The sequence below is a fragment of the Acetobacter cerevisiae genome, from assembly GCF_001580535.1.
GTDB lineage: Bacteria > Pseudomonadota > Alphaproteobacteria > Acetobacterales > Acetobacteraceae > Acetobacter > Acetobacter cerevisiae.
The window spans coordinates 1-22,872 of sequence record NZ_LHZA01000149.1 but is presented as its reverse complement, the minus strand read 5'-3'; the positions used below and the strand labels follow the sequence as shown (position 1 = coordinate 22,872).

Here is a 22,872-nt window from a genome sequence, read left to right as displayed (position 1 = left end):
CGCATCTCAAACACTGACCTAATGTTTTTTTGCCGTTTCAAGCAAAGTGGACATCAGGTGAAGGTAGGCCAGCCCACCATAATCAATTGAAAAAGGCCTTACAGCCTCAGCCAGCCTTTGACTATCCGGGGCAGGTTTTTCCAACACTGCAATCATGGCCCGCGCAAGAGCGCCACTGTCTCCCACTGGCACAACATGCACAGCTTCAGAACACCCCACAAAATCACGGGCAGCAGGAGTGCAATCGGTTGTGATGACCTGACGGCCGGCCGCAAGCGCTTCTAAAACAACGGCGCCATATCCTTCCCGTCGGGATGAAAGGACAAACAGACGAGCGTCATCCAGATAGGGCCGGATATCTGTGACATAGCCTGTGAGCCGAACCTTGTCCTGCACGCCCTTGCAGGCAGCGAGATCAAGGAGAGCCTTCTGATCAGGCCCTGCCCCGCAAATCGTCAAAGTTGCGGCGGGATAGTGTGTGGCGACGGATGCGAAGGCCTCAATTAGCAAATCAAACCCTTTTGCGTGCGTCAGTCTGCCTGCTGCCAGAATATTAAAATTGCCTGCGTCTGGCATCCGGGCCGCCGGAAGACTTCCGCAGAGCGCGGGTAACGGAATAACATCCGCGACAGGCCGCCTGAATAAGCAGTTGGCTTCCTCTGCCGTAGTGTGGTCAAGCGCCACCAGTTTGTCAGATTTCCTCAACAGAAAACGCATTCGTATGTTGAAGATTTTTTGCGCCCAGACAGAACGCCCCGGTTTATAAATTGGAGAACTGATTTGCGTCAGAATAACAGGGCGTACCTTCGGGGGCAGTTTCCCCAGTGTATAAGCCACAGGCCAATGATAATTCCCTGGCACAAAGCATGCTTTTACCGGGTTTTTCTGGAAATACTTCGCCGCCTTTTTGGCGAGCTCTGCCATGGATGACCGGGAACGGCAAATCGGTTTAGGGGCAATAACCAGCCTGACTACCGGGGCCAGCAGATCCCGCATCTCGCCCGCTTCTGCCCCGGCGAACACAACAACAGGATAGCCCTGCAAAGACCAGTAATTGGCAAGCCGAATAGCAATCCGCTCGGACCCACCAAACACAAAGTCATGGATAACAATGCCGATTGAAAAAAGGTCTTTGTTTTTCAGCATTTTTTTTGCAGAAACTTCTTAGACTCTCGAATAAGTTCAATAGACAATCCATGGGCAGATAGTTCTGTCCGTTTGACATCAAACACCGTGACAGGCCCTGCGGCTGAAAGCGTATGCATGCCTTCTGTATACGGTGCAAACTGTGCCGGGATCCTGATCCTGGCACCAGCATGTGTCACGACCCGATCAGGGGTCAGCACTTCAAACCATAACGGCCGAATAGCCCCGCCATAGGTCCATGAACAATCCTGCACCGGCAACATGACCCGTCCATTCAGAACACGCGGCGTTCCGCCGGGCCGTGTACTGGCTGAGTCAAACCGGACAGGGTTCCGGGGGTGGCGTGTCCACGGCCCCTTTAACTGCTCGGCAAAAGCCAGATGCAGTTCCCCCACAGGCTTGGGCGGCTTGCTGGCCGGTATATAAAAAAGCCACCATAGACCGTCATGGAAAAAGGGAGTGGCATCCACAGCCACATCGGGCCCGAGATCAATCACGCAGGCAGGCTCCCATACGTCGGGGAATGATGCCGCGCGATACAGGGTCAGCTTTCCTGAGTGATACGCTTCCGGCAGCATCCAGATCTCACCGTCTGCTTCAAACACATACGGATAGGATAAATGCCAGGGCTCAGAAAGTGCAACACGCCGCCCCAAAAACTTGAAGTGCGCGTCATAAATAAAGACTTCTATAATTCCATGACGGGTTCGATAGTCAAAAGTTTCAACAAAGATATAGAGCGTGTTGTCTTTCCAGAACCCGAAGGGATCGGCCATAAACTGGAAAGACTTCATCTCAGGAAGCCAGGTGACAGGTTCTGCCTTTACACCGGCTTCTTCAATAATGGCATCCAGAGGCGTAGAAGAAATACCGACACGCCATATATCTTTACGGAGACCCAATTAAGAAACCTTTTACATTCATAAAAATTAACACAAGAACGTTTCTGTTCTTGGAAAGTCATAATGAGCACTTAAATTTTTATCAAGGTCAACAACCCGGAAAGCAGAGCAGATCCGCATCTTATTAAAGCCTGTTGGCCTGCCCCGTTTCCCCCGCCCAGCCATCTGTCAGTGTTTGCAGGAATGCAATAATGGCCTGCCGTTCTGCCCTGGTCAAAGCGGGAGCCTGCCCAGCCTTGCGGTCAAACGGCGCATCGGTTGTATCGATGTTGCCCCGATAAGCCGCCGGAATATCATTATAGGTCTGAACCTTGCCATCCGGCCCTTTAGGGTAAAAGCGCTCCGGATCAAGATCCCGCAACACATAAAAATCCATGACATCTTCTAAGAAATGAAAAACACCATTGTGGAAAAAACTATGCCGGGTTGCGGCATTCCGCAAAGTTGGTGTCGCAAACATCCCGCAATAAGGTGCAAGGTCTTTCCGGCCTCCCGGCTTCTGATCACATACCCCAAGATCATAATATGCCGGATCATGCGTATGCTGGAGGGCAAAATTACGAGGCGCAGCAAGCGCTTCGTATTGATGGTCCGTAAAAAGAGGCGGTAAACCGTCGCTCCGCACCGTATCGACATGACACGCCGCACAGTTTCCCTTCTTAGGGTCATTGAACAAAAGATACCCTTCCCGCTCCATAGGAGAGAAGCGGGCTTTGCCTTGCAGCCAGGCATCAAACTTGCTGCTATACGGATGAAAATTCTGGTCCTCAATCTGATAGCGCGCCAACGCAAACAGGCCTTCGGAAAGCAGAAAATCAGAAGATACCTTACCGCGAACACCAGCCAGATCCCGCAAAGGTGCAGCATAATCCACGGTTTGCAGGCGCGCGCTGACTTTCTCCGGTGTAGCCGCCATTTCATCCGGGTCAAACATGGGGCCGCTGGCCTGCTGGTGCAGGGTATCGGCCCGACCATCCAGAAAAAGACCGCCCTGCGGCACCAGATTGGCTGCTGAGCTTGCCGTGTTCACGGCACTTTTTGCAGCATGGACACCTCCTGTCACGGGTACCGCGATTGTGGGGGCAATATCATCAGCAACAGCATCATCAGGCCCAATGCTGAACGGCGGTTGACGCTCCAGATAGGTCAGGCTGGGGATTGCGCGTCGCCCCTCACGGTTGCCCGTAGCGCCCCCTTTGAAAACCGGAGCGTTCCCAGATGGACCATAATGCAGGCTGGGCACATGGCAGGAGGCGCAGGATAACTTGCCGGAACCAGACAAGGCCAGATCAAAAAACATCGCCTTGCCCACTGTCGCCATCATGGACAAAGGTTGCTGCTTTTCCAGACGCAGGCTCCGGGGACACGGGTTGCCCCCATCTGCAGCAGGGTTACAGGCTGCACCAGTCGCAGGTTCAGCTTTAGCAGCCTGCCCGCTCAGGCCCAGTGCCAGCAGGACAGCACATCCTGTCACCAGAAATGTTGATTGCAGCAGCCTGAAAGAGCGCACGAATGAGAACCTTCTTTTAAACTGGCCGCCCCCAAGCAAGGCCACCGCTTCCCCTTGTCTACAAAAGCCAGGAAAGCGGTTCAATGCGAGGTTTTTAGCCGGTCTGCAAGCCTCCCATTGCGATATCCGTCTTCCCAGGCAGCTTCGTTTCGACCCGACCGGCAAAATGATACAGGAATTCAGGCTCCTCTGCAGCCGACACCATAATATCATACCACATGGCACTTGCGGCCAGATCAAACGGAACAGCCAGCGTCTGCCCGGCAAGCAGACGCACGGTGCGGTTTATCTGTCCGGCTTTGGAAATGCAGGTGAGTTCAACCTTTTTCTTTCCATGATTGCTCAGACTCAGCACCAGATCTTTTTTCTTACCGGCCAGATAACGGCAAGACGCTTCTATCCGTAGGCCATCCTGCTGGCCCTTGTAGCGCCGGTAAAAACCATTGGGAGCATGAACACCAACGTCATAATGCCCCTGAGAAAACGAGGCCATCTCGAATGACGCATCCAGCGTATCGCCTGCTGCCACAGCATAGGTAGCCGCCTGCATGCTGTTGCTTTCCGGGCTGGTGTAGCAATGCACGTTAAACGGCAAACCTGCGGCCTGCCGACCATACAAAGCCTTACCTGCTTTCATATGCAGTTGAATGCTCCGGCCATCCGCGCTTACACCGCCGTCACAATAGGGTTCATAAGGCAGCGCACAGGCTGGCCGGACACCCGGCTCCTGCCTTACGGTCTGCTGTATTTTTTCCGGATTGTTCCGCAACTCCGTAATTTCGGCCGCTTCAAGCGCCTTGAAACCGCTGGGCATTGGGCGATCTTTAGCATCTTCAATCATATGCAGATGGGCGTCACGATTCAGATAAGGCAATCCTGGCACAGACCCATCATAGGGCCGGAAGCAGGATGTCAGATCACCGCTGATCGCACGACGCCATGGAGAAATATTAGCCTCAGAAATCTTTTTCCCAAACTTTTCCTGAACAAACCTCTCCAGAAAACGCAGTGTGGAGGTGTGTTCAAACAGCTGTGAATTCACCCACCCCCCTCGGCTCCAGGGAGACGCAATAATCATCGGCACGCGAAACCCCAGCCCAATCGGGCCGCTGCGCGCCTGATGTTCTGGCACGCCACGGGCAATTTCATCTTGCGCCGTTGTATATTCCAGCCCCTCCCCGCCAATGCTGCGAGAAAAGCGTCCTGTTTCAGGGCGTTTGGGGTCTGGTGCGACGTAGGAACAGCAGTGGTCGAAATAACCGTCATTTTCATCATAGGTGATGATGAAAATCGTCTTTTTCCACACATCCGGATTTTCTGTCAGAATATCCATCACTTCCGAGACGTACCACGCCCCATACCAGGGGGACGTCGGGTGATCGGAAAAATGCCCGGGCGCTGAAAGCCAGGAGACGGCAGGCAGCTTACCCTCTTTCACATCCTGTCGGAACTGATACAGGATGTCGCCCTTCGGAGCCTTCATGCTGATGGATTTTTCTCCATCATGGAACGTCAGCTTTTCAAGCTCCCGATAATGTTTGTCGCCCTTGTTGGTCACAAAGGCTTTTTCAAACAAGCTACGCTCTTCAGCCGTCAGTTTCTCCAATGGCCGGCCGGACTGTGCCTTGCGACGTGTCAGAACAGCCATCAACTCCCGCGCTTCAGCCACCTTTTCTGCCTGTGTTTCTGACACCAGCATTTCCCGGCTATTGAGCCGGTCCAGATGGTTCTGGCAATCACTGATGCGGGCATCAAGCCAGTCATCATAGCCCGGATTGGCAGACACCACGTACTGATCAAAGCATTCCAGCACATTGGTGCTGAAATTGCTCAGCCAGCCCCGTTCTGCATCACTCATGCCACCGGTTTGAGACAGCTCGTTCTGATAATATTTCCAGGAGACACCGACACTCTCAAGTCGTTCAGGAAACGTATCCCACGTCATCCCACCTTCAAGAATTTCGCCATTACGCATGTAAACATTGGATGACGGGTCCTGACGATCCCGCACAGTTCCCGTCATGAACAACAGACGGTTAGGCGTCGTGCTGGTCATCGCGCCACAGTAATTCTGGTCACAGACCGTAAACGCGTCAGCCAGTGCATAATAGAACGGCAGATCTTCTCGCGTGTAATATCCCATTGTCAGGGGATAGCGGTCATACCCTTTATGGTGGGACTTTTTTGCATCAATCCAACGATCATGGCCGCCATCATGCCAGGCATCAACCTGACTATCACGAGAATGCGGGATAGACCCCATCCACGTTACCCGCGTATCCCGAATATTCAGCCGCCAGGGCAGATAGGTCTCCCCTGACTGGCTCGACTGCAGAAAGACTGAATTACCGTTTGGCTGACGCATGGCACGCGGGTCATTAAACCCCCGCACGCCCTGCAACGTGCCAAAAACATGATCAAAAGAACGGTTCTCCTGCATCAGGATTACCACATGCTCCGCATCTTTCCACGTAGAGCCGGCATCTGGCGCAATGGCAAAGGCGCGACGGACGGATTCAGGTAAGACTGCGCTGGAACCGGCAGCCGCCCCGGACATAAGCGCGTATTTCAGGAAGTCTCTGCGTGTTGCCATGATCTGTGTATCGTCCAACTCAGTTACAAGAATACCATCGATCCTGCTCAGCACAGGGTCGTTTTTTTATGTCATCAAAAATCGGCTGAAATGGTCGCCATCACCACAAAGGGAGACGCAATGACATAGGTTGGCTGCGAGCCCGAAAACGCCTTCCCTGTCACAATACCATGCTGGGTCTGTGCATTGGTTGTATAGCCATACATTGAAGACAAATAGTGATTATTCCCAAGATTAACCAGATTGAGCCTGATTTTCGGGCGTACCCGACCAATCTTGGGTAATTGTCTGCCAACGGCCAGATTTGCACTGACATAACTTGGAATACTCTGGTCATTCATCAGTGTGGAATACTGAGAGTCTGTATATTGCAGCGTGAAATTCCCAAACCATAGACCGTCATTATAGGTCAGACCGAGTGAACCGGAGAATTTGGGTGCCCCGACTTCCTGCTTGCCCTTTGTCGCCAGGTAATCCCCTTCATAAGCAATATTGTTGCCGTTTTTAGTGTGCATATACTGGCCAGAAGCATAGAAACTCAGATGATGCCAGGGATGTGTCGCCAGCTCTGCCTGAATCCCATAAGCCTCCATTCCGCCCGCATTGATCAGCTGAGAAATGGTGGAGGTTGAGCCCGGCTCATAGCTTTCAGCCGAAACCTGATGGTTGGTCACGTTGTAATGGAAACCGGCCACGTTGGCTGTCAGAAGCCCGCTGTAGCGATACCCCACTTCCTCGGTAATCATATATTCCGGTTTATAATCCGACATGGGGAGCGAGGTCGCCTTGCCAGTTGAATAGCTGTAAGACGAAAGCTGCGAGCTTAATGATGCAGGCAGATGGTAACCCGTTGTTCCGTTAACATAAATCTGATGCTGCGGGTTAAACCGATAGCTGATAAGGACCTGAGGGGCCGGAACAAAAACGTTCTTGATGGATTTGTAATTGCTTCCCGTCACGCCCGGCAAATCCTGCGTATATTGACGGTTGGCCATCGCCATTCTGATGCCGCCATCAATCGTCAGGCGGCCATTCAGGAAGACCATCTTGTCATCCACAGCAAAGCTATTGAGCTGCTGCAAACCGTTTTCGTTATCTTCACTAATAAGCTGACCACCGTTCGCCGTTAACGGCGCACCATGAGCACTCCATTCCCCCTTACCGTTCACAGGATAGAAATTCTGGCTCGCCGCTTCCTGCGCGTAGGAATACCAGTAGGTCAGGCTCAGGGTATTGAATTTATGCTTCCAGCGCCCTGTCAGCGTCAGGCCGGAAGACAGCGTATACCAATCCGACACCTCAACAGATGTCAGCTTGCTGACAGCCGGGTCATAGCCCGGAAGATCCTTATAATTATCAAGATGTTTATATTTTTCCGCCCCGGCATAGCCATTTGAAACAGGCACCGTTTCGCCATACGTGTAGGGACCATGAAATTCTACGGAATAAGCTTCTGCATCAAGACTGAGGCCATGACCAAACGTGAAATGATTTTTCAATGCCCCATAAATGGCACCGGTATTTTTGGCATTTAAACCGGAATAATGGGTATCCCCATTGTAATACTGCTTATTCAAACCATAATCGACGCCATATTTGTTCCAGTTCGCAAGAGAGGGATAGAGCCACTCCCCCTGCTGCGCCTTGGTAAATCCAAAAATAACTTCAGAGTCACTGTGGTCTGCCCAGCTCTTTGTAACGGCTGCATCGACATGCCACTTTCTGATATTCCCATCCCCACGCCACATATCACTCCGTGCGTAGGAGCCAGAGGCAAAAGCTCTGACACCGGAATTTCCAATCTCCCCTGTATCGTAGCGGATGAAATCCTTATTGGTCCCATAAGAACCGCCGGAGCCTGCCACATGAATATTCTGCCGATCCGTCGGGCGGCGTATTGTCGCGGATATTTCAGCGCCGGTCGCATTGTAGGTAGGAGAATTGATATCAACCGCCCCCTGCATCACATTCACCTGCCCCATATTCTCACTGTCCACCAGCGAGGGCGTGTAGGTGCTATAGGTAAACGGGTTGGCGGCTGGCATCCCCTCAAACGTGACGCCAATTTCAGGCTGCGACATACCTCGAATATGGATAGTTGAAAAAGACGTTGTCAGCGGGCCTTCGCTGGCCGACACCACACCCGGCAGCGTCTGGATAAGAGATTCAATGGTTGAGGTCGGAGATTGCATTTCGATATAGGCGTGAGACAGAGAACTCACCGTCCTCGGCGTGGTATGCCTTACCATCATACCGCCACCATCTGACTTGCGACGTTCTACGACATCCACATTTTCACCGCTTGCCCTGGCTTCCCGCGGCAGTTTTCTTTCGACAATAACAAAGTGAGAGCCCTGATTCTGCCGGCTGACCTGCAGGGTTGTGCCAGACAGCAGCTTTTGCAGCGCAACCTGATCATCCATCATGCCATGCACAGAGGACACTCTGACATTCCGGAAGTCTTTGGCTTTGGCAATTACCCCGGACCCGGACTGCTTCTGGAAAACAGAAAGGGCTTCCGGGACTGTGCCCGCAGGAATGTTGAACATGTGCGTCGCACCAAACGCCATGTTGCACGTGACGGTAGAGGACAGCAGTGTAAGTGTGCTGATTGTCTTAACTGAACGCATGAGAGGACCATTACCTTCGGACACGGTGCAAAATTCACTCTCTAAGATGAACCACCGCCCGCATTTCCCCCCTCATGGAGGCCAGAAATTCTGTTAAGGTTTTATGACGAAAGGAAACTTTCCTTTCCGGCGAAACCAAAATTCGTTTTGGAACAGCGTGTTACAACACGTTCTCCGGAACCCCCGGTCAACTTGCTTTAGCCCCTGAGCGCGGTGTAAGTCACTCCCACACCCGCCCCTCCCCTGATGGTAAGACGGCCTCATGCTCATGGATGCATCCCTAGATTGTGATACAGGTGAGCACAGCACGCACGATCTCTCATCACCACAGTGTGATGCACTGCCCCTCCTCCCGGATGCAGACCGCATGACATGGATCACGCAGAACGTCATGCCGTATGAACCCGCAATACGGGGCTGGCTCAACCGGACAACTCTGCCCGGCATGACGGCAGATGACATTATTCAGGAGTGTTACGCCCGCTTCTGTTCAGCGCCCTATCAGGAGATCCAGAACGGTCGGGCTTACTTTTTCTCCTGCGCCCGAAATCTGGTTTTTGAACACGCCAGACGCGCAAAAATTGTTTATATTGATACAAGTTTAGGTCTGGAAGCGCATAACGTGGCGGATAGCCAGCCGAACCCGGAGCAGAATTTCTCCTCTCGTCAGCGGCTTGACTGGCTTAAAGAGCAGATGATGACACTCCCCAGTCCCTGCAAGGATGTTTTTATTCTTCGGAAAATCTACAATTACAGTCATGCCACGATCGCCCAGAAACTCGGCCTTTCACTACGGGCGGTTGAGCGACACGTTAGCCGCGGCCTGCAGAGGCTGATAGAAGCCGGGCAAAGCCTCGAGTAACGTATTTTGCTTTGCATGATCCTCTTGATAATAGAATGAGAGTGCCTTGCTGTATTCTTCTCCCGTAGCAGACGGCAAGACGCGCCAGACAGACGCAACGCACTGGGTTGCTCTCGCTGATGCTCGAGACCTCTCTCCAAGCGAACAGCAGGACCTTGCAGCATGGCTCAACGCCGATGCCCGCAACCTTGGCGCTTACGTACAGGCAAAAAGTGTTTATCAGGCTCTAAACTATAGAACTACTGCACAGAACGAACGATCGACCGCTCATCGTTCGACTCCAGCCACCACCCGCCGACTGTTTATGGGGTCGGCAGTTGCTGCAGGATTGGTCGGCCTATGCATGCCGGAAAAAATGCATGACCATTTTGTTATGCGCCATAGGGGGCGACAGGCACCTCAACAGTATGTCTGGAACGGCAATCGCGTCACCGTAGACGCGCGCTCAGGCGCCTATTTCTCGTCATCAAAAACAAAAAATATCATGCAGGTTGCCGATGGGCGTATTGGGATGGAGATCCGGCGCAATCAAACGTGGATTTCCGCAGGCGCGTTAAAGCTTGCTGGAAAAAACGCTAATTTTGATATTAAATTACAGGGGCAGACCATTATTCTGTCTCTCTATGCCGGAACGATGAACTGGCTTAGGGAGGCACAACACCACGCCATCACATCTCCGCAGGTTTTCCATTTTTCCAAGACAAAAAGTGATAGTTCAGAGCTTATTAAAAGCCATCCACTCACCCGAGATGCATCACTCGTGCAGCAAGCATGGCGCAACGGGCAGATTATTTTAAATAATTCCACACTTCAGGTCGCTGTCGAGGAATTCAATCAGTATTCCGACACACAATGTCTGATTTCCAGCAACAGTCTGAACCAACGCAAAATTTCAGGCAGCTTTGATTTATTGAAAATAAAGGATTTTGCGCAGGCAGTCTCATTTTTGCTTGGATGCAAAACAAAATACGAAAAAGGGAAAATAGTGTTTTATGTTTGATTGCCTTTTCCTAGTGGATAAGGAGCAGACACTCCCCGACCACCTGCCGATAAGCAGATGGTCATAGTCAAAAAGCTAAGCTCGCTCAGCACCCAACATCCTGCCATTCATCTCCCTGCAACTCTGGCGTGTTGAACTGCTCCAGGTTGCTATAATGAATAGCCCGATCTTCAACAAACAAGCTGCTGACAATCCCCTTAGCCAGTCTGTCTGCGCCGTCACTAATAGCCGGAATATCCCCACTCACCTTTCCATGGGAAAGCGTTGCCGGGAAACAGAAGCAGTGAATTTTTTCTAGCGCCGGACACACAACGCCGTCTTTCGGCTGAAACTCAAACGCTGGCCCCAGATCGGGGGAAAATTCCAGTTCAGGATTCAGACAGCCCGAAGGATTATCTTCCGGTGCAGGCGTAAAGCGATCTTTCCAGAAGCGAATGCTCGGTGCGATTGATTTTAGTTCCGGTCTCTGGCCAATATCAACCGCAAAGCCCGTCGCCGCGATAAGGAAATCTGTTTCAAACACGCCGCGAGGCGTTGTCACACGCAGATGATCGCCCTCCACCGCAACAGCCTCCACCGGGCAACCAAGATGGAAAAACGCATTAGGGTGTTTTGAAACACGCAAGGTGCTGGGCCGTGGCGGCGGTGTTTGTGCCGCAAGGGTATAATCCAGAAAACGCCATTTCCACGCATCAGGCAACGCCTGAAAACCGTGAACAACGCCCTGACTCCCAATGCCCGTAAACTTGTTAATCCGCGGAATATCCTTCCGGCGTATCAGCATATCCACACGGGCTGCTCCGGCCTCAAGTGCGGCGGCTGCATTATCCATTGCAGAGGCGCCAGCCCCAATAACAGTCACTCTGCGGCCCCGGAGTGCTTCAAAATCAATCGCATCTTCCGAGTGCGCACGGAACGCCGGCGGCAAGGCTTTGAAAATTTCCGGCATATAGCCGCCACCCAGACCATCGCGGCCGGTGGCCAGCACAAGGTGCCGCGCCAGAACACTTTCTTCCCGCCCCTGCTGGCGCAGGAGAAGATCCAGAAGACCATCGTCCCGATAGCGGATATCCAGAAGCTCTGTCTCGTTTTCAACAGGAAGATCGAGAACCTTTCTAAACCAGCGAAGATATTCCATCCACATTTCGCGCGGGATAAAGCCTAACTCTGCCCAGGCATCCACACCAAAGCGGGACTCATACCATGCACGGAAGGTTAGCGCAGGCAGACCAAGGCAGGGGCCAGTCAGCGTTTTGGGGGAACGTAAGGTTTCCATGCGGGCATATGTCACCCATGGCCCTTCACGCCCTGCGGGAGCGCGATCATACACAACATGATTTCGCACCCCATAGCGCGTCAGCATGCCGGACGCTGTCAGCCCTGCCATCCCCCCACCGATAATAACCACATCGCGCACAGTGCGATTGTCGACACACCGTTCCGGCACCCAGCTTTTCGCCGGCAGTTCCAGCCAGGACAGATCCTGCTTCAGCCGTTCCTCAAGCTTTTCAAGGCCGCCGGGTAATTCAGAGGGGGAGGAAAGCGTCATACCTGCCAGTCTCCGGGCAATGGGGATGAGGAAGGGCCACCCAGACCATGCAGGGCCTCTTCCGTAATTTCAGCGCTGACACGTTCATGCAGCACAAAGTCTGGTAATTGTGCCGCGGATGCTGTGCGCAAAGCATCCACGACGGCCTCCAGACCCGGCGTAAGCGGACGACCGGAGGCCTTCACAATGCCAAAAAAGAAAGGAATAGCCGTATCCAGCGGCCTGACCACCGTATCCTGCAACAGCAGGCCGCACGCTGTGGCTGGCTCTACAATAGCAACCCCCAGCTGGGCCCGCACCATGGCCAGAGCCGTGACACTGGTGTTCGTGTCAATAATGGACGCAGGGAAAGCGCCTATTTTCAAAAACGCTTTTTCCACGCGGTTGCGAAGGCGATACGGGTTAGCAATTGTCACCAGTCTGCGGGAAACCAGATCCGCCAGCCTTACAACCGGACAGGACACCAGCGGATCTGCACGATCCAGCACAGCCACGCAACGGGACTGCCCCACCCACAACACATCGAGTTCCGGATGACTGACCGGAAAGCTCGCCGCGCCCAGATCTGCCCGGCGCTCCATAACAGACTGCACAACCTGTTCAGCACTGACTGACTGAACATGGATCGCGTCCGGCAGAAGATTGGCAGGCAGTTGCGCCAGCGCATAGGGGATTAACCCAGTAGCCAGCGCGGGAATTGCGGCAATCTCAAAGGACGCGGTCTGATTTTGCGCAATGGCTTCCACGCGTTCATGCAGACGGCGGACATTCGCCAGAAGCCTCTCGGCATCCACATGAAACTGCATCCCCTGCTCTGTGGGCACAATGCGCGGCCCATTACGATGAAACAGCGCAAAGCCGAGGGATGCTTCCAGATCCTGAATAAGCCGCGTCATGGCCGGTTGCGAGCGCTCCAGAAGACGCGCAGCCCCCGTCAGACTGCCTACGGCGACCACTGCACAGAAGGCTTCTAGCTGTTTGAGATCCGGAAGATCAGTTTTCATGACTCAGGACTGTATGCGCGCAGCGAACGGCCAGCAAGAAAGAATTTGGAAAATGAATGATAATCTTCTTGCTATGCGCAATCAGGATCAATATCGTGCGGAATAGAAACGATTATGGACCCGCTTCTGCATGCATATCTCGTCATTCCTGTCTGCCATTGCGGCATCTGCGCGCACCGGGGCTCAAAGAAATGAGCTGGCCGACGTCGTAAGGATGCGCTCTGATATTCTGAGCATGAGCGCACAGGCGAACGCTACTGTCGTTTCTCCGCAGAAGCCGGGTCGCCTCACACACAGCATCCGCACGGCTCTGGCCGCCCGTATGGCACGCCAGTCTTGCGCACCCACACTGGCCTCTGTTTACCTAGAAGCGTTGGAAACGCTTGCGCCGCCCCCTGCCCTGACTGCGCTGGCGCATGAAGAAGCCGCTTCAGAGCAGGATGTATTTCTGGCAGCCCTTACCCAGTATGCAGACCTCGTCACGCTGCGCCCAAAAGACGCAACCCGCGCCGATATTCTGAGCCTCCGAAATGCCGGACTGACGGATGCGGAAATAGTACATCTGGCTGAATTGATTGCTTGCGTTTGCTATCTGGCTCGCATCACGCTTGGTATGCAGGCCATGGCAGGCACATTGCCCCCTGCACAGACGGCTGAACCTGAAGCAGTTATCGGTTCGGAGAGCGTCGGCTTTACAGCCGAACCACTGGAATGGGTCCCCTACCTTCAGCCCGTGCGACTGGAAGACGCAACCGAAGAACAGCGGGCCGCAATGAAAATCACGCCCTCTAATACAAAAATTTCGGATTATGTACTGACTTTGGCACATGACCCGGAAAGCCTTGCCGTGCGCTCTCCCTTGTTCAACGCCATTATGTACGGGCGGGATGGCCTTTCTCGCGCAGGCCGTGAAATGGGTGCGCTGGGCTGCTCTCTCATCAATCACTGCCTGTATTGCGCCTCTGTTCATGCCCGGCGCTTTATCCAGCTGACAAAAAGACCGGAACTGGTGGAAATCATTTTTGCAGAAGGCCCGGAGGCCTGCCTAAATGATGAATACTGGCAGCCGATTTTTGATTTTTCTGTCAAACTGACCCGATCCCCCGGAACATTTGCGTGCTCTGATGTCGCCTTTCTAAGAGACCACGGTCTATCTGATCTGGAAATTTTTGATCTGATTTGCGCCGTCGGCATTTTTGGCTGGGCCAATCGCCTGATGCATACGCTGGGCCACTCCATCTTAGCCCCCTGAGAATGGCATTTGCCTCAACGGCGTTTTTGAAAGACACCGACATGACGGACAGACCGCATACAGCCCGAACACGCTGGGGTGCCATTATCGGATCAATCGGCGGCAATGCGCTGGAATGGTACGATTTTACCATTTTTTCGTACATGATCCCTATTATCAGCACACTGTTCTTTCCAAAGTCTGCCGGAAGCGTCTCAGCTATTCTTATGTCTACGGCCCTGTTTGGCGTGGGCTTTTTCACCCGTCCGCTAGGCGGCATTTGCCTTGGGTTATATGCAGACCGCCGCAGCAGGCAGGAAGCCATGACACTCGGCATGGGCTTAATGGCCGTTGCCGTAGCCCTTATCACCTGCGCCCCCACTTATGAACAGGCCGGGATAACAGGCGCGATCATGATTGCCGTCGCCAGACTGTTGCAGGGATTTTCCGTTGGCGGAGAGTTTGCAACGTCCACGACCTTTCTGGTGGAAATGGCGCCTGCTGGCCGTAAAGGTTTTTTCGGATCCTGGCAGATTACGGGCCAGATTATTGCGCAGGTTCTCGGCGGCAGCGTTGGTTATCTGATGACAACATGGTGCACGCCGGAACAGGTGCATGCCTGGGCCTGGCGGCTTCCATTTGCTTTTGGCCTCTTCATCATTCCCCTCATCCTGACAGTTCGCCTTAAAATGTCAGGCACCGCTGCGGGCAAACATAAATCTGCACAATCCCCAGGCATGATGAAAAGCCTGACAACGCAATGGCGTGAAATTCTGACAGGGATGGGACTGGTTACTGCCAGCACGGTCTCTTTCTACATTATTTACGGATATGTCGTGACATACGCGACAAAAATTCTGCATCTCTCCCTCACCGGCTCTTACCTTGTGCAGATGTCAGCTGCTGCGTCCATGCTCCTTGTGGTTCCTTTCAGCGGATATCTTTCTGATTTTCTAAACAAGAAGCTCATTATTTTCGTAAGCCTTGCGACCTACCTTGCTATCCTCTGGCCTCTTTACGCATGGCTCGTGGCCGCCCCTTCCATTACCCGCCTGATTATCATGCAGGTCAGTCTTTCTTTTGTCAGCGGGATGTTTCTCGGATCTTACTGCACACTCATCACGCAGATTCTCTCTCCTGCGTCCCGCACCACCATGCTTGCCATTGTGAATAACATGGTGGTTTTGGTAGTCGGCGGTTTTTCTCAGCTGATCGTAACATGGCTTATCAGTATCAGCGGAAAAGCCATGGCTCCTGCTATCTTTGTCATGTGTGGCGTTGCCATCGGTCTGATTGCTGCAACCTACCTGCTTTTTAGCTCAATTTCCGAGAAATTTCCTGAAAGAGTAAGTTGATAGAAAGAGATTTCCTATCCTTTTATATTTCACTGTATATTTTAGTTGTATAATTATTTTACTAAATTTAATGAGTTTTTGTTTGTCGTTTTGAAATCATTCCATATAATCAGAAATTATTCGATTCACCCCTTTTTCTGGTATGGCACATGATGAAGAAAAACCTTGCTCTTGGTGTTATTGCCAGTCTGGATCTGGCGGGATCAGCTTACGCAGCGACCAGCACCACAACAAAAACACAGGTTGCTGAGCCGGAATCCGTTCTGGTCTCCGGCGCTGTAACAACCGGTATTGGCGCACTTTCCAACAACACGCGGCGACATAGCACCACGCATGTGGACGTTGTGACTGCCAAGGAACTCATGGCTACCGGGCAGACCAATGTTATTGCCGCGCTGGCGCAGATGGCCCCTGCCATTAACTCCCCCCCGGCAGGCGGCATTGGTTCAAACAACGTGGCCCGACTGATGATCCTGCGAAATCTGGGGCCGGATGAAACCCTTGTGCTGGTGAATGGTAAACGGCGGCATCTGGGAGCAAATTTCAATTTCAATACTGGACCTGCCACGGGCTCTCAGCCCACAGATATCAGCCTGATTCCCATCAGTGCGATCGACCATGTTGAAATTATCATGGATGGCGCAACAGCCCTGTATGGGCAGGAAGCCATTGGTGGAGCGGTCAATATCGTTTTGAAATCCACGCCGGGTAAAGGTTCTATCAACCTGCAGGATAGTGGGTACTATGCTGGCGATGGCGTCGGCATTGACGGCTACGGGGATTATAATTTTGCGCTTGGCCACCACGGGGGCTTTCTAGACCTTGCGACGCAAATAACCCATCAGCAGCCCACTAATCGTTCCGGGTTAAATACGACTCAGAAGTATTTCAGCCTGCCCGATGGCTCTCTGGATCCGCGAGAACAGAAAATCGGGAATGACGTTAACCGTATTCAGGGTATCAGCCGTTCGCTGTCCGAACTTTTCAGCGCAAACGGCTCTCTGCCGCTGACAGATAAAATTTCGCTCTACACCACCACCACCTATAGTCACCGGGATGTTGATGCTCCCGGCTTTTTCCGCACAGCCAATAATGATGCAAATGTCCGGGCAATTTTTCCCAACGGATTTTCCCCGCATCTGACAACGGAAGAAAACGACTTTCAAGTCAACGGTGGTATTCGTGGCCGGGATTTCTATGGCTGGAACTGGGATGCTTATGTGCTGTATGGGCGCGACCAGCTTCGCTATGGCGCGTATGATACCATCAGCCCCACTTACGGCCTGAACAGTCAGACGAAATTCTATAATGGCACCAATATTGCGTCTGACCTGACCGCAGGTTTCAAAATGTCCCGCGATATCCCCTCCGCCCTTCTGGCAAAACCGCTGGGTGTGGAACTGGGGGGAGAATACCGGCACGATACCTTCCAGATGACGCAGGGCGATACACAATCCTGGGGTGATGGCGGCGTTGCCATTCTCGACGGCCCTGATGCAGGACAGGCTGCGGCTCCCGGTGCGTCAGCCTATTCTGGCACTCCGCCTTCCGCTGCCGGCAACCATTACCGTGATATTTTTGATGGTCACATCAATCTTGATTTATGGGCCACCAAAAAATGGGAATGGACGCTCGGTGGCCATGCCACAAACTATTCGGATACGATCACGGCGTTTACCGGGTCTATCGGCACACGCTACAATTTTAACAAACGCTGGGCCATCCGCGCCAACATCAATACCGGATATCGACCACCGACCCTCGCGGGACTGTATTACAGCACTATTTTCTCCACGCCGGGGTATCAGTCTGCCTACGCCTCTTCTACCAGTCAGATTGCCCGCCTATTGGGTGCAGAAGGCCGCAAGGGCGAATATTCACGCAGTTACAGTGTAGGGATAGACGCAACCCCGGTTGATAACTTCCATATTACAGCCAATCTTTACCGCATTGGTATTAATGACCGCCTGGAAAGCACGTCCAACTTTGGTGGTGCGTCTATTGAAGGACTGCTGGAAAGCGCTGGCATCTCTGGCGTTCGGTATGTGCAATATTACACCAATCCCGTTGACACCGTGACCAATGGCGGGGATGTCAACGCAACTTATCTGCTGAATTTGCCGCAGGGCCACAGCTTGCAGTTCGGTGTTAATGTTAATATCGCTGATACGCAGATTTCCCGTTATCGCAAGACGCCGGAAATTCTGGCTGCTTACGGACAGGATTATTACAATAAATTCTCCCAGAACGATCTTCTGCATACCTCTCCCAAGAACCGGGAAACACTGTCTCTGGTCTGGCACAAGGGCCGTTATACGCTGAGCATTCAGGAGCAGCGTTATGGCAGTGTGACATTTATTGTCAGCCCGTCTCAGCCCTCATCCACCTGGACCAAGGTTCGCCCGCAATGGAATACGGATATCAATCTGGATGTCGGCATTACAGAGCGTGCGCATGTTTCTGTCGGCGCCAACAACCTGTTTAACAAATACCCTACACAGGTAAGCCGCTCGGCTGCTGCCCCAACAGGCTCTTACCGATACGCTACATATTCTCCGTCCGGATTTATGGGCGGTTACTACTATGTGCGTGGGTCCTTTAATTTCTAACGTGCGAAGCAACACCAGCGCGATAACGAATACCGGCTGACCGCCAGAGAAGGGTGGGCAGCCGGTGCCGGTGCCCCTCCCCCTACAGCGCCTTTGTTAACGGCCCTTAATTCCCCACTGCTGTTTTGAGATCAACCAGATTGGTCAAAAGCTCGGCATGTGTCCGAGCCAGATTTTCTGCACTATCACTTTCAGGAAAAGAGGCCGTCAGCAGATCTTCTTGTGAAATATCACCATGCTGATAGCGTTTCTGAAGAACGGCAATACGTGTTTTTTCACTATCAAGTAGGGAACGCTGTCTCTTATACTGTGATCTAAACACGTTCTCGCGGGATAAGAGATTTTCAATTTCGACCCACGCATTCAGAACAACGCTCTGATAAAATATACCCGCACTCCGCTGCTCGGAATGGCGGAGTTCAAGCTGGCGAGACAGCCGCCCGCCATTAAAAATCGGGAGTGAAAGCGTGGGACCAAAAGATGTATTGCGTGCATTCCACCCCAGTTCGGCAACAGTCAGGGCATCAAGGCTGATCTGCCCCGTCAGGGTAATCTGCGGGTAGAAATCGGCCTGTGCCATGCCAATCGTTGCCGTGGCGGCATGAAGGCGGGCCTCTGCCGCCCGAATATCCGGACGTTTTCTGGCCATATCGGAAGGAATTCCAGCAGAAACTTCTGGAATTTTCATATCAAGAAGGCTTGCGGACTTTGCCAGTTCGGGTATTTCCGCATCCGGCCGCCCTGCGGCAAGCACGGCCAGAGCCCGATGGAGGGAAGCCTGTTGCGCGGCAAGAGCCTCTTTTTCACCGAGAGCCGTCTGGTAGAAATTTTGCTGTTTTTCCAGATCGACACTCGCAAGAAGTCCCCGTGCGCGAACCGCCTCCGCTATAGTGAGGAGCTGCTTCGCACGGTCCACCGCTTTGTCTGCTCTGTTCAGACGATCAGAAACCCATAGCCATTGGAAATAGGTCCTTGCCAGTTCTGCCTGTGTCGAGAGATGCATGGCGTCCATATCGGCCTGCACAGCAGAGTATTCCGCCTTTGCTGCTTCCCGCAAGCGGCGCTGCCGCCCCCAAAGGTCAAGTTCCCATGACGCAACCGCGCCAATACTATAATTCGTATAGGAAACGCCCTCCGGTTCGTGTAACCCTGCTTCCGGAGAAAGCCCCAAAAGAGGCTGCAAAACCTGCCCTACCCCCGCTGTTCCAAGGCGCTCATGTGTATAGGATGCCTGCCCATTTAGTGACGGCAGGCTTTCAGCCGAGGCAGCGCGGCGTTGTATTCTGGCAGTCCTGATCCGCTCACGCGCCAGCGCCATATCAAGATTGCCGTTTTCCGCACGACGCATGAGGCTATCCAGCACGGGATCGTTAAAAATCCCCCACCACGGCGCAGAGGAAGGTTGAGAAGCCGCATTGTTCACTGCATTTTGCCAGTGGTCCGGTAGCACCGGTTTAGGCTGCACGAAATCTGGCCCCATGGCGCACCCTGCCACCGCGAACAACGCTGGAAACAGGAACATGCCTATTCTGCAAGAAGGAAAGCGCTTTTCAGACATGAGCGGATACGTCCTGAGCCGACACGTTACGGTCAAACAACACAGCATAAAATGCCGGCACAGCAATCAATGTCAGCACCGTTCCGCCAACAAGACCGCCAATCATGACAATGGCCATTGGCCCCCAAAACACATTGAAGCTGAGGGGAATAAAAGCCAGAACAGCAGCTACAGCCGTCAGGCAGACTGGGCGTGCACGCGTTAGGGCCTGTTAGATCTTGAATTTCTTCCCATATTGTAGGGATGGAAGAAGGAGACAGAACAGGCACCTTTACGGACGAGACATGGGCGATCTGGGAACCTCTGATTGAGGAGGTTCGCCCGAGGGGCAAGACGCCGCCACATGATCTGCGGCGGACGATAGCAGCGATTTTCTGGCGTCATGAGAATGGCGCGAAATGGCGGAGTATCCCCGCTGAACTGGGTCCGTGGTGGCGGGCTGCGCAGCTTTTCATCCGCTGGGCGAAGCTCGGCGTATGGGAGCGGCTGCTCGCACTGGTTCAGGAACAACAGGGAGTGGCATTCGGAATGACTTTTCTGGATGGCACGAACATCAGGGCTCACCACAAGGCGGCGGGAGCCCCAAAAAAAGGGGCCTCTTTTGAAGAGCGAGACCATCGTGAAGCACTTGGCCGCTCTCGCGGCGGCTATGGCACAAAAGTCTGCGTGATCGCTGATGGACATGGAAAAGCCTTCGGTTTTGCGCTGGCCCCTGGACAGGCTCATGAACTGCCTCTGGCACCAGCCATGCTCGACAGCCTTCCCGCCACTCCCCTGTGGGTAGTAGCGGACAAGGGCTACGCGTCGAACGCCATGCGTGAACGGATATGGGACATGGGAGCACGGCCAGCCATTCCCGCGAAACGACGCGATGGCCCGGTCGCCTGCCCCAAATGGGCCTATCGGTGTCGGCATCTCGTTGAGAACCTCTGGGCTCGCCTCAAGGAGTGGCGCGCTGTCGCAACCAGATATGAAAAAACAGCAACGTCGTTCCTCGCGGTCATCCACATCGCTGCCGCAGCAGACTGGATCAAGCCCTAACAGGCCCTAAAGTCGCATCAATAATGGCATCGTGGAGTGACACGCTGTTGCTGTGATTGAACTGGATCTGGTCAACCAGCAGGATCGTATTACGCATGATCATGCCAGCCAGCGCAATCAGACCCAGCAACGCCACAAAGCCAAATGGAGCACCGGTCATCAGCAACCCAGACACCATCCCAATCAGGCCAAGGGGCGCCGAAAACAGCACAAGCAGAGAACGGCTGAAGCTTTGCAACTGGATCATCAAAACCAGCAGCATCAGCCCTCCAGTCAGCGGAAGAAACGCGAAAATCGCATTATCGGCCGTAGAGGAAAGCTCGACGTCTCCCCCCGTTTCAAGTCTGTAGCCTGCCGGCAGTCTCTTCCGCAGAGCTTCTATCGCTGGGGTTGCACGTTCCACCACTGTCGCGGGCTGGATGCCGGTGGCGACACCTGACTGCACGGTCATGCAGAGTTCGCCCTTTCTCTGCCAGAGAATGGGAAAATCGTTCGTCACCCTTAGAGTTCCAAGCTGACTGAGCGGCACGACGGCGGCTCCCGTTACGATGGGAAGGTTCCTCCACACTCCCGGATCAGCGCGCACAGCACGGGAGGCGCGCACAAGGACCGGAATATGATGGTGACCATCGGGAATATCGCCGGCAACTTCTCCGGAAATAGCAGCCTGTAGCTGTGCGGCGACGCTGACGCGATCTGTTTCAAAATATGCCAGTTTCTCAGCATCAGCATCCAAAGTCAGGCTAGGTGTCCGGTTTCCCCAGTCTGCCTGCACGGAAACGGCCCCCTCGGTATCCCGCAAAATGGCATCAACCTCCTGAGCAAGTGAACGCAACGTCTCCGGGTCCGGTCCTACAATGCGATATTGCACCGGGAAGTCCGCCGTTGGCCCCAGCGACAAACGCTGGACATGCAGATGCACGCCGACGGGAAGAGACAGCCCTTCAATCTGGTGAATAAGGTCTTCTCGCGCTGTCAGGTCCTGTGCGACCAGAAGAAGTGTGGCGTGCGCAGCGCTCGGCGTGGCAGGGGCATAGGGAAGATAAAAGCGCGGGGCGCCATCACCAATATGCGCTTCCATATGCCGCAGCGCAGGGCTCCCCATAAGACGCTTTTCCAGAATGCGCACCGCCTTGTTGGTTTCCCCCAGACCCGTCCCCGGTGGCATGGCAACGTCCACAATCACTTCCGGGCGATCTGACTGAGGGAAAAACTGCTGGTCAACAAACAGGAAACCACCACATGACAAGACCAGTAAAAGCACAGTCCCGCCTGCCACGGTTTTCTTGTAACGCAGGCTCGTTCCCAGAATAAGGCGCAGGAGTGTCGTCACCCCATGCTCATAAGAGACCGACCTATGCTTTTTGGACTCAGGGAGAAGATGAACACCCAGAAAAGGGATGAAAACCACCGCGACAATCCAGCTGAAGAGCAGCGCCGCGCCACTCACCCAGAAAATCTCCCCGGCATATTCACCTGTTGTCGACTGAGCCAGGCCCACCGGCAGAAAGCTGATGACCGTCAGCACTGTGCCTGTCAGCATCGGAAAGGCCGTATGGCTCCATGCGAAGGATGCCGCTTCTTCCCGGCTACGCCCCAGTTCCAGCTGCACAACCATGGCTTCGATACTGATAATGGCATCGTCCACCAGTAGCCCGAGCGAGAGGATGAGTGCGCCAAGCGAGATACGGTCCAGCCCGATGTGCTCCATACCCATGTAGAGGCTGACGCCGGACAAGGTCAGCGGCACGGAGCAGGCCACAATAATCCCGGCTTTCCAACCCAGACTGACAAAGGCCACCAGAAGAACAACACTCAGAGCCACGACAAACTTGATCAGGAACGTATTCACCGCCTTGGACTTGTAACGGTTTTGTGCCGG

The 22,872-nt window shown here is 53.5% G+C and carries 15 protein-coding genes and 1 pseudogene; 6 read left to right on the top strand and 10 right to left on the bottom strand.

The genetic code is table 11. The features are described from left to right. Nucleotides 1-18 precede the first annotated feature (18 nt). The 5 genes from AD928_RS09255 to AD928_RS09235 form a co-directional block, all read right to left on the bottom strand. A complete protein-coding gene (locus AD928_RS09255) occupies nt 19-1,146 on the bottom strand; it encodes a glycosyltransferase (protein ID WP_062250015.1) in 1,128 nt (375 codons plus the stop codon). Next, entirely contained in the window at nt 1,140-2,048 is a 909-nt protein-coding gene (locus AD928_RS09250) for a glucosamine inositolphosphorylceramide transferase family protein (protein ID WP_082779841.1), read from the bottom strand. The genes AD928_RS09255 and AD928_RS09250 overlap by 7 nt, the downstream gene beginning before the upstream one ends. A gap of 124 nt (nt 2,049-2,172) precedes the next feature. Further along, the gene (locus AD928_RS09245) at nt 2,173-3,558 is read right to left on the bottom strand and encodes a cytochrome-c peroxidase (RefSeq protein WP_306308886.1); all 1,386 of its coding nucleotides are present in this window, start codon (nt 3,556-3,558) and stop codon (nt 2,173-2,175) included. A gap of 94 nt (nt 3,559-3,652) precedes the next feature. After that, nucleotides 3,653-6,151, bottom strand: coding sequence for a phosphocholine-specific phospholipase C (locus tag AD928_RS09240; RefSeq protein ID WP_062250070.1), 2,499 nt, complete (start codon nt 6,149-6,151; stop codon nt 3,653-3,655). A gap of 74 nt (nt 6,152-6,225) precedes the next feature. Then, nucleotides 6,226-8,781, bottom strand: a complete 2,556-nt coding sequence (locus AD928_RS09235) for a TonB-dependent receptor (RefSeq protein ID WP_233420026.1) — start codon at nt 8,779-8,781, stop codon at nt 6,226-6,228. A gap of 268 nt (nt 8,782-9,049) precedes the next feature. Here AD928_RS09235 and AD928_RS09230 point away from each other — a divergent pair, with 268 nt between their 5' ends. After that, on the top strand, nt 9,050-9,643 hold the full coding sequence (locus tag AD928_RS09230) for an RNA polymerase sigma factor (RefSeq protein ID WP_167347359.1): 594 nt from the start codon (nt 9,050-9,052) through the stop codon (nt 9,641-9,643). A gap of 46 nt (nt 9,644-9,689) precedes the next feature. Next, on the top strand, nt 9,690-10,643 hold the full coding sequence (locus tag AD928_RS09225; RefSeq protein ID WP_082779840.1) for a FecR/PupR family sigma factor regulator: 954 nt from the start codon (nt 9,690-9,692) through the stop codon (nt 10,641-10,643). An 85-nt stretch (nt 10,644-10,728) separates the two neighbouring features. Here the strand turns inward: AD928_RS09225 and AD928_RS09220 are convergent, their stop codons facing one another. Together AD928_RS09220 and AD928_RS09215 are read right to left on the bottom strand one after the other, a co-directional pair. Further along, a complete protein-coding gene (locus AD928_RS09220; RefSeq protein WP_062250011.1) occupies nt 10,729-12,192 on the bottom strand; it encodes an NAD(P)-binding domain-containing protein in 1,464 nt (487 codons plus the stop codon). Then, nucleotides 12,189-13,196, bottom strand: a complete 1,008-nt coding sequence (locus AD928_RS09215; RefSeq protein WP_062250009.1) for a LysR family transcriptional regulator — start codon at nt 13,194-13,196, stop codon at nt 12,189-12,191. The genes AD928_RS09220 and AD928_RS09215 overlap by 4 nt, the downstream gene beginning before the upstream one ends. Nucleotides 13,197-13,326: 130 nt before the next feature. Here AD928_RS09215 and AD928_RS15220 point away from each other — a divergent pair, with 130 nt between their 5' ends. The 3 genes from AD928_RS15220 to AD928_RS09200 all read left to right on the top strand — a co-directional run bounded on the left by AD928_RS15220 (nt 13,327) and on the right by AD928_RS09200 (nt 18,391). Further along, nucleotides 13,327-14,448 carry a CMD domain-containing protein gene (locus tag AD928_RS15220; RefSeq protein ID WP_233420025.1) on the top strand — a complete coding sequence of 374 codons (1,122 nt, stop codon included), beginning with the start codon at nt 13,327-13,329 and terminating at the stop codon, nt 14,446-14,448. Between the two features lie 41 nt (nt 14,449-14,489). Beyond that, a complete protein-coding gene (locus tag AD928_RS09205) occupies nt 14,490-15,782 on the top strand; it encodes an MFS transporter (protein WP_062250065.1) in 1,293 nt (430 codons plus the stop codon). Between the two features lie 149 nt (nt 15,783-15,931). Further along, on the top strand, nt 15,932-18,391 hold the full coding sequence (locus tag AD928_RS09200) for a TonB-dependent receptor plug domain-containing protein (protein ID WP_062250007.1): 2,460 nt from the start codon (nt 15,932-15,934) through the stop codon (nt 18,389-18,391). Between the two features lie 106 nt (nt 18,392-18,497). Here the strand turns inward: AD928_RS09200 and AD928_RS09195 are convergent, their stop codons facing one another. Both AD928_RS09195 and AD928_RS14805 read right to left on the bottom strand, forming a co-directional pair. Then, entirely contained in the window at nt 18,498-19,913 is a 1,416-nt protein-coding gene (locus AD928_RS09195; protein ID WP_233420024.1) for an efflux transporter outer membrane subunit, read from the bottom strand. 28 nt (nt 19,914-19,941) lie between these two features. Next, nucleotides 19,942-20,154, bottom strand: a pseudogene (locus AD928_RS14805) (efflux RND transporter permease subunit); the annotation flags it as partial. 38 nt (nt 20,155-20,192) lie between these two features. Here AD928_RS14805 and AD928_RS14490 point away from each other — a divergent pair. After that, nucleotides 20,193-20,990 carry an IS5 family transposase gene (locus AD928_RS14490; protein WP_082779839.1) on the top strand — a complete coding sequence of 266 codons (798 nt, stop codon included), beginning with the start codon at nt 20,193-20,195 and terminating at the stop codon, nt 20,988-20,990. Here the strand turns inward: AD928_RS14490 and AD928_RS09180 are convergent. Next, the coding region (locus tag AD928_RS09180; RefSeq protein ID WP_233420023.1) for an efflux RND transporter permease subunit at nt 20,980-22,872 on the bottom strand (1,893 nt) is incomplete at its 5' end. The genes AD928_RS14490 and AD928_RS09180 overlap by 11 nt on opposite strands.

Excerpts from the sequence above, each read along its gene's own strand:
- AD928_RS09255 (WP_062250015.1), bottom strand. The coding sequence starts at position 1,146 with ATGCTGAAAAACAAAGACCTTTTTTCAATCGGCATTGTTATCCATGAC.
- AD928_RS09240 (WP_062250070.1), bottom strand. The coding sequence starts at position 6,151 with ATGGCAACACGCAGAGACTTCCTGAAATACGCGCTTATGTCCGGGGCG.
- AD928_RS09235 (WP_233420026.1), bottom strand. The coding sequence starts at position 8,781 with ATGCGTTCAGTTAAGACAATCAGCACACTTACACTGCTGTCCTCTACC.
- AD928_RS09230 (WP_167347359.1), top strand. The coding sequence starts at position 9,050 with ATGGATGCATCCCTAGATTGTGATACAGGTGAGCACAGCACGCACGAT.
- AD928_RS09220 (WP_062250011.1), bottom strand. The coding sequence starts at position 12,192 with ATGACGCTTTCCTCCCCCTCTGAATTACCCGGCGGCCTTGAAAAGCTT.
- AD928_RS09215 (WP_062250009.1), bottom strand. The coding sequence starts at position 13,196 with ATGAAAACTGATCTTCCGGATCTCAAACAGCTAGAAGCCTTCTGTGCA.
- AD928_RS15220 (WP_233420025.1), top strand. The coding sequence starts at position 13,327 with ATGCATATCTCGTCATTCCTGTCTGCCATTGCGGCATCTGCGCGCACC.
- AD928_RS09205 (WP_062250065.1), top strand. The coding sequence starts at position 14,490 with ATGACGGACAGACCGCATACAGCCCGAACACGCTGGGGTGCCATTATC.
- AD928_RS09200 (WP_062250007.1), top strand. The coding sequence starts at position 15,932 with ATGATGAAGAAAAACCTTGCTCTTGGTGTTATTGCCAGTCTGGATCTG.
- AD928_RS09195 (WP_233420024.1), bottom strand. The coding sequence starts at position 19,913 with ATGTTCCTGTTTCCAGCGTTGTTCGCGGTGGCAGGGTGCGCCATGGGG.
- AD928_RS14490 (WP_082779839.1), top strand. The coding sequence starts at position 20,193 with ATGGAAGAAGGAGACAGAACAGGCACCTTTACGGACGAGACATGGGCG.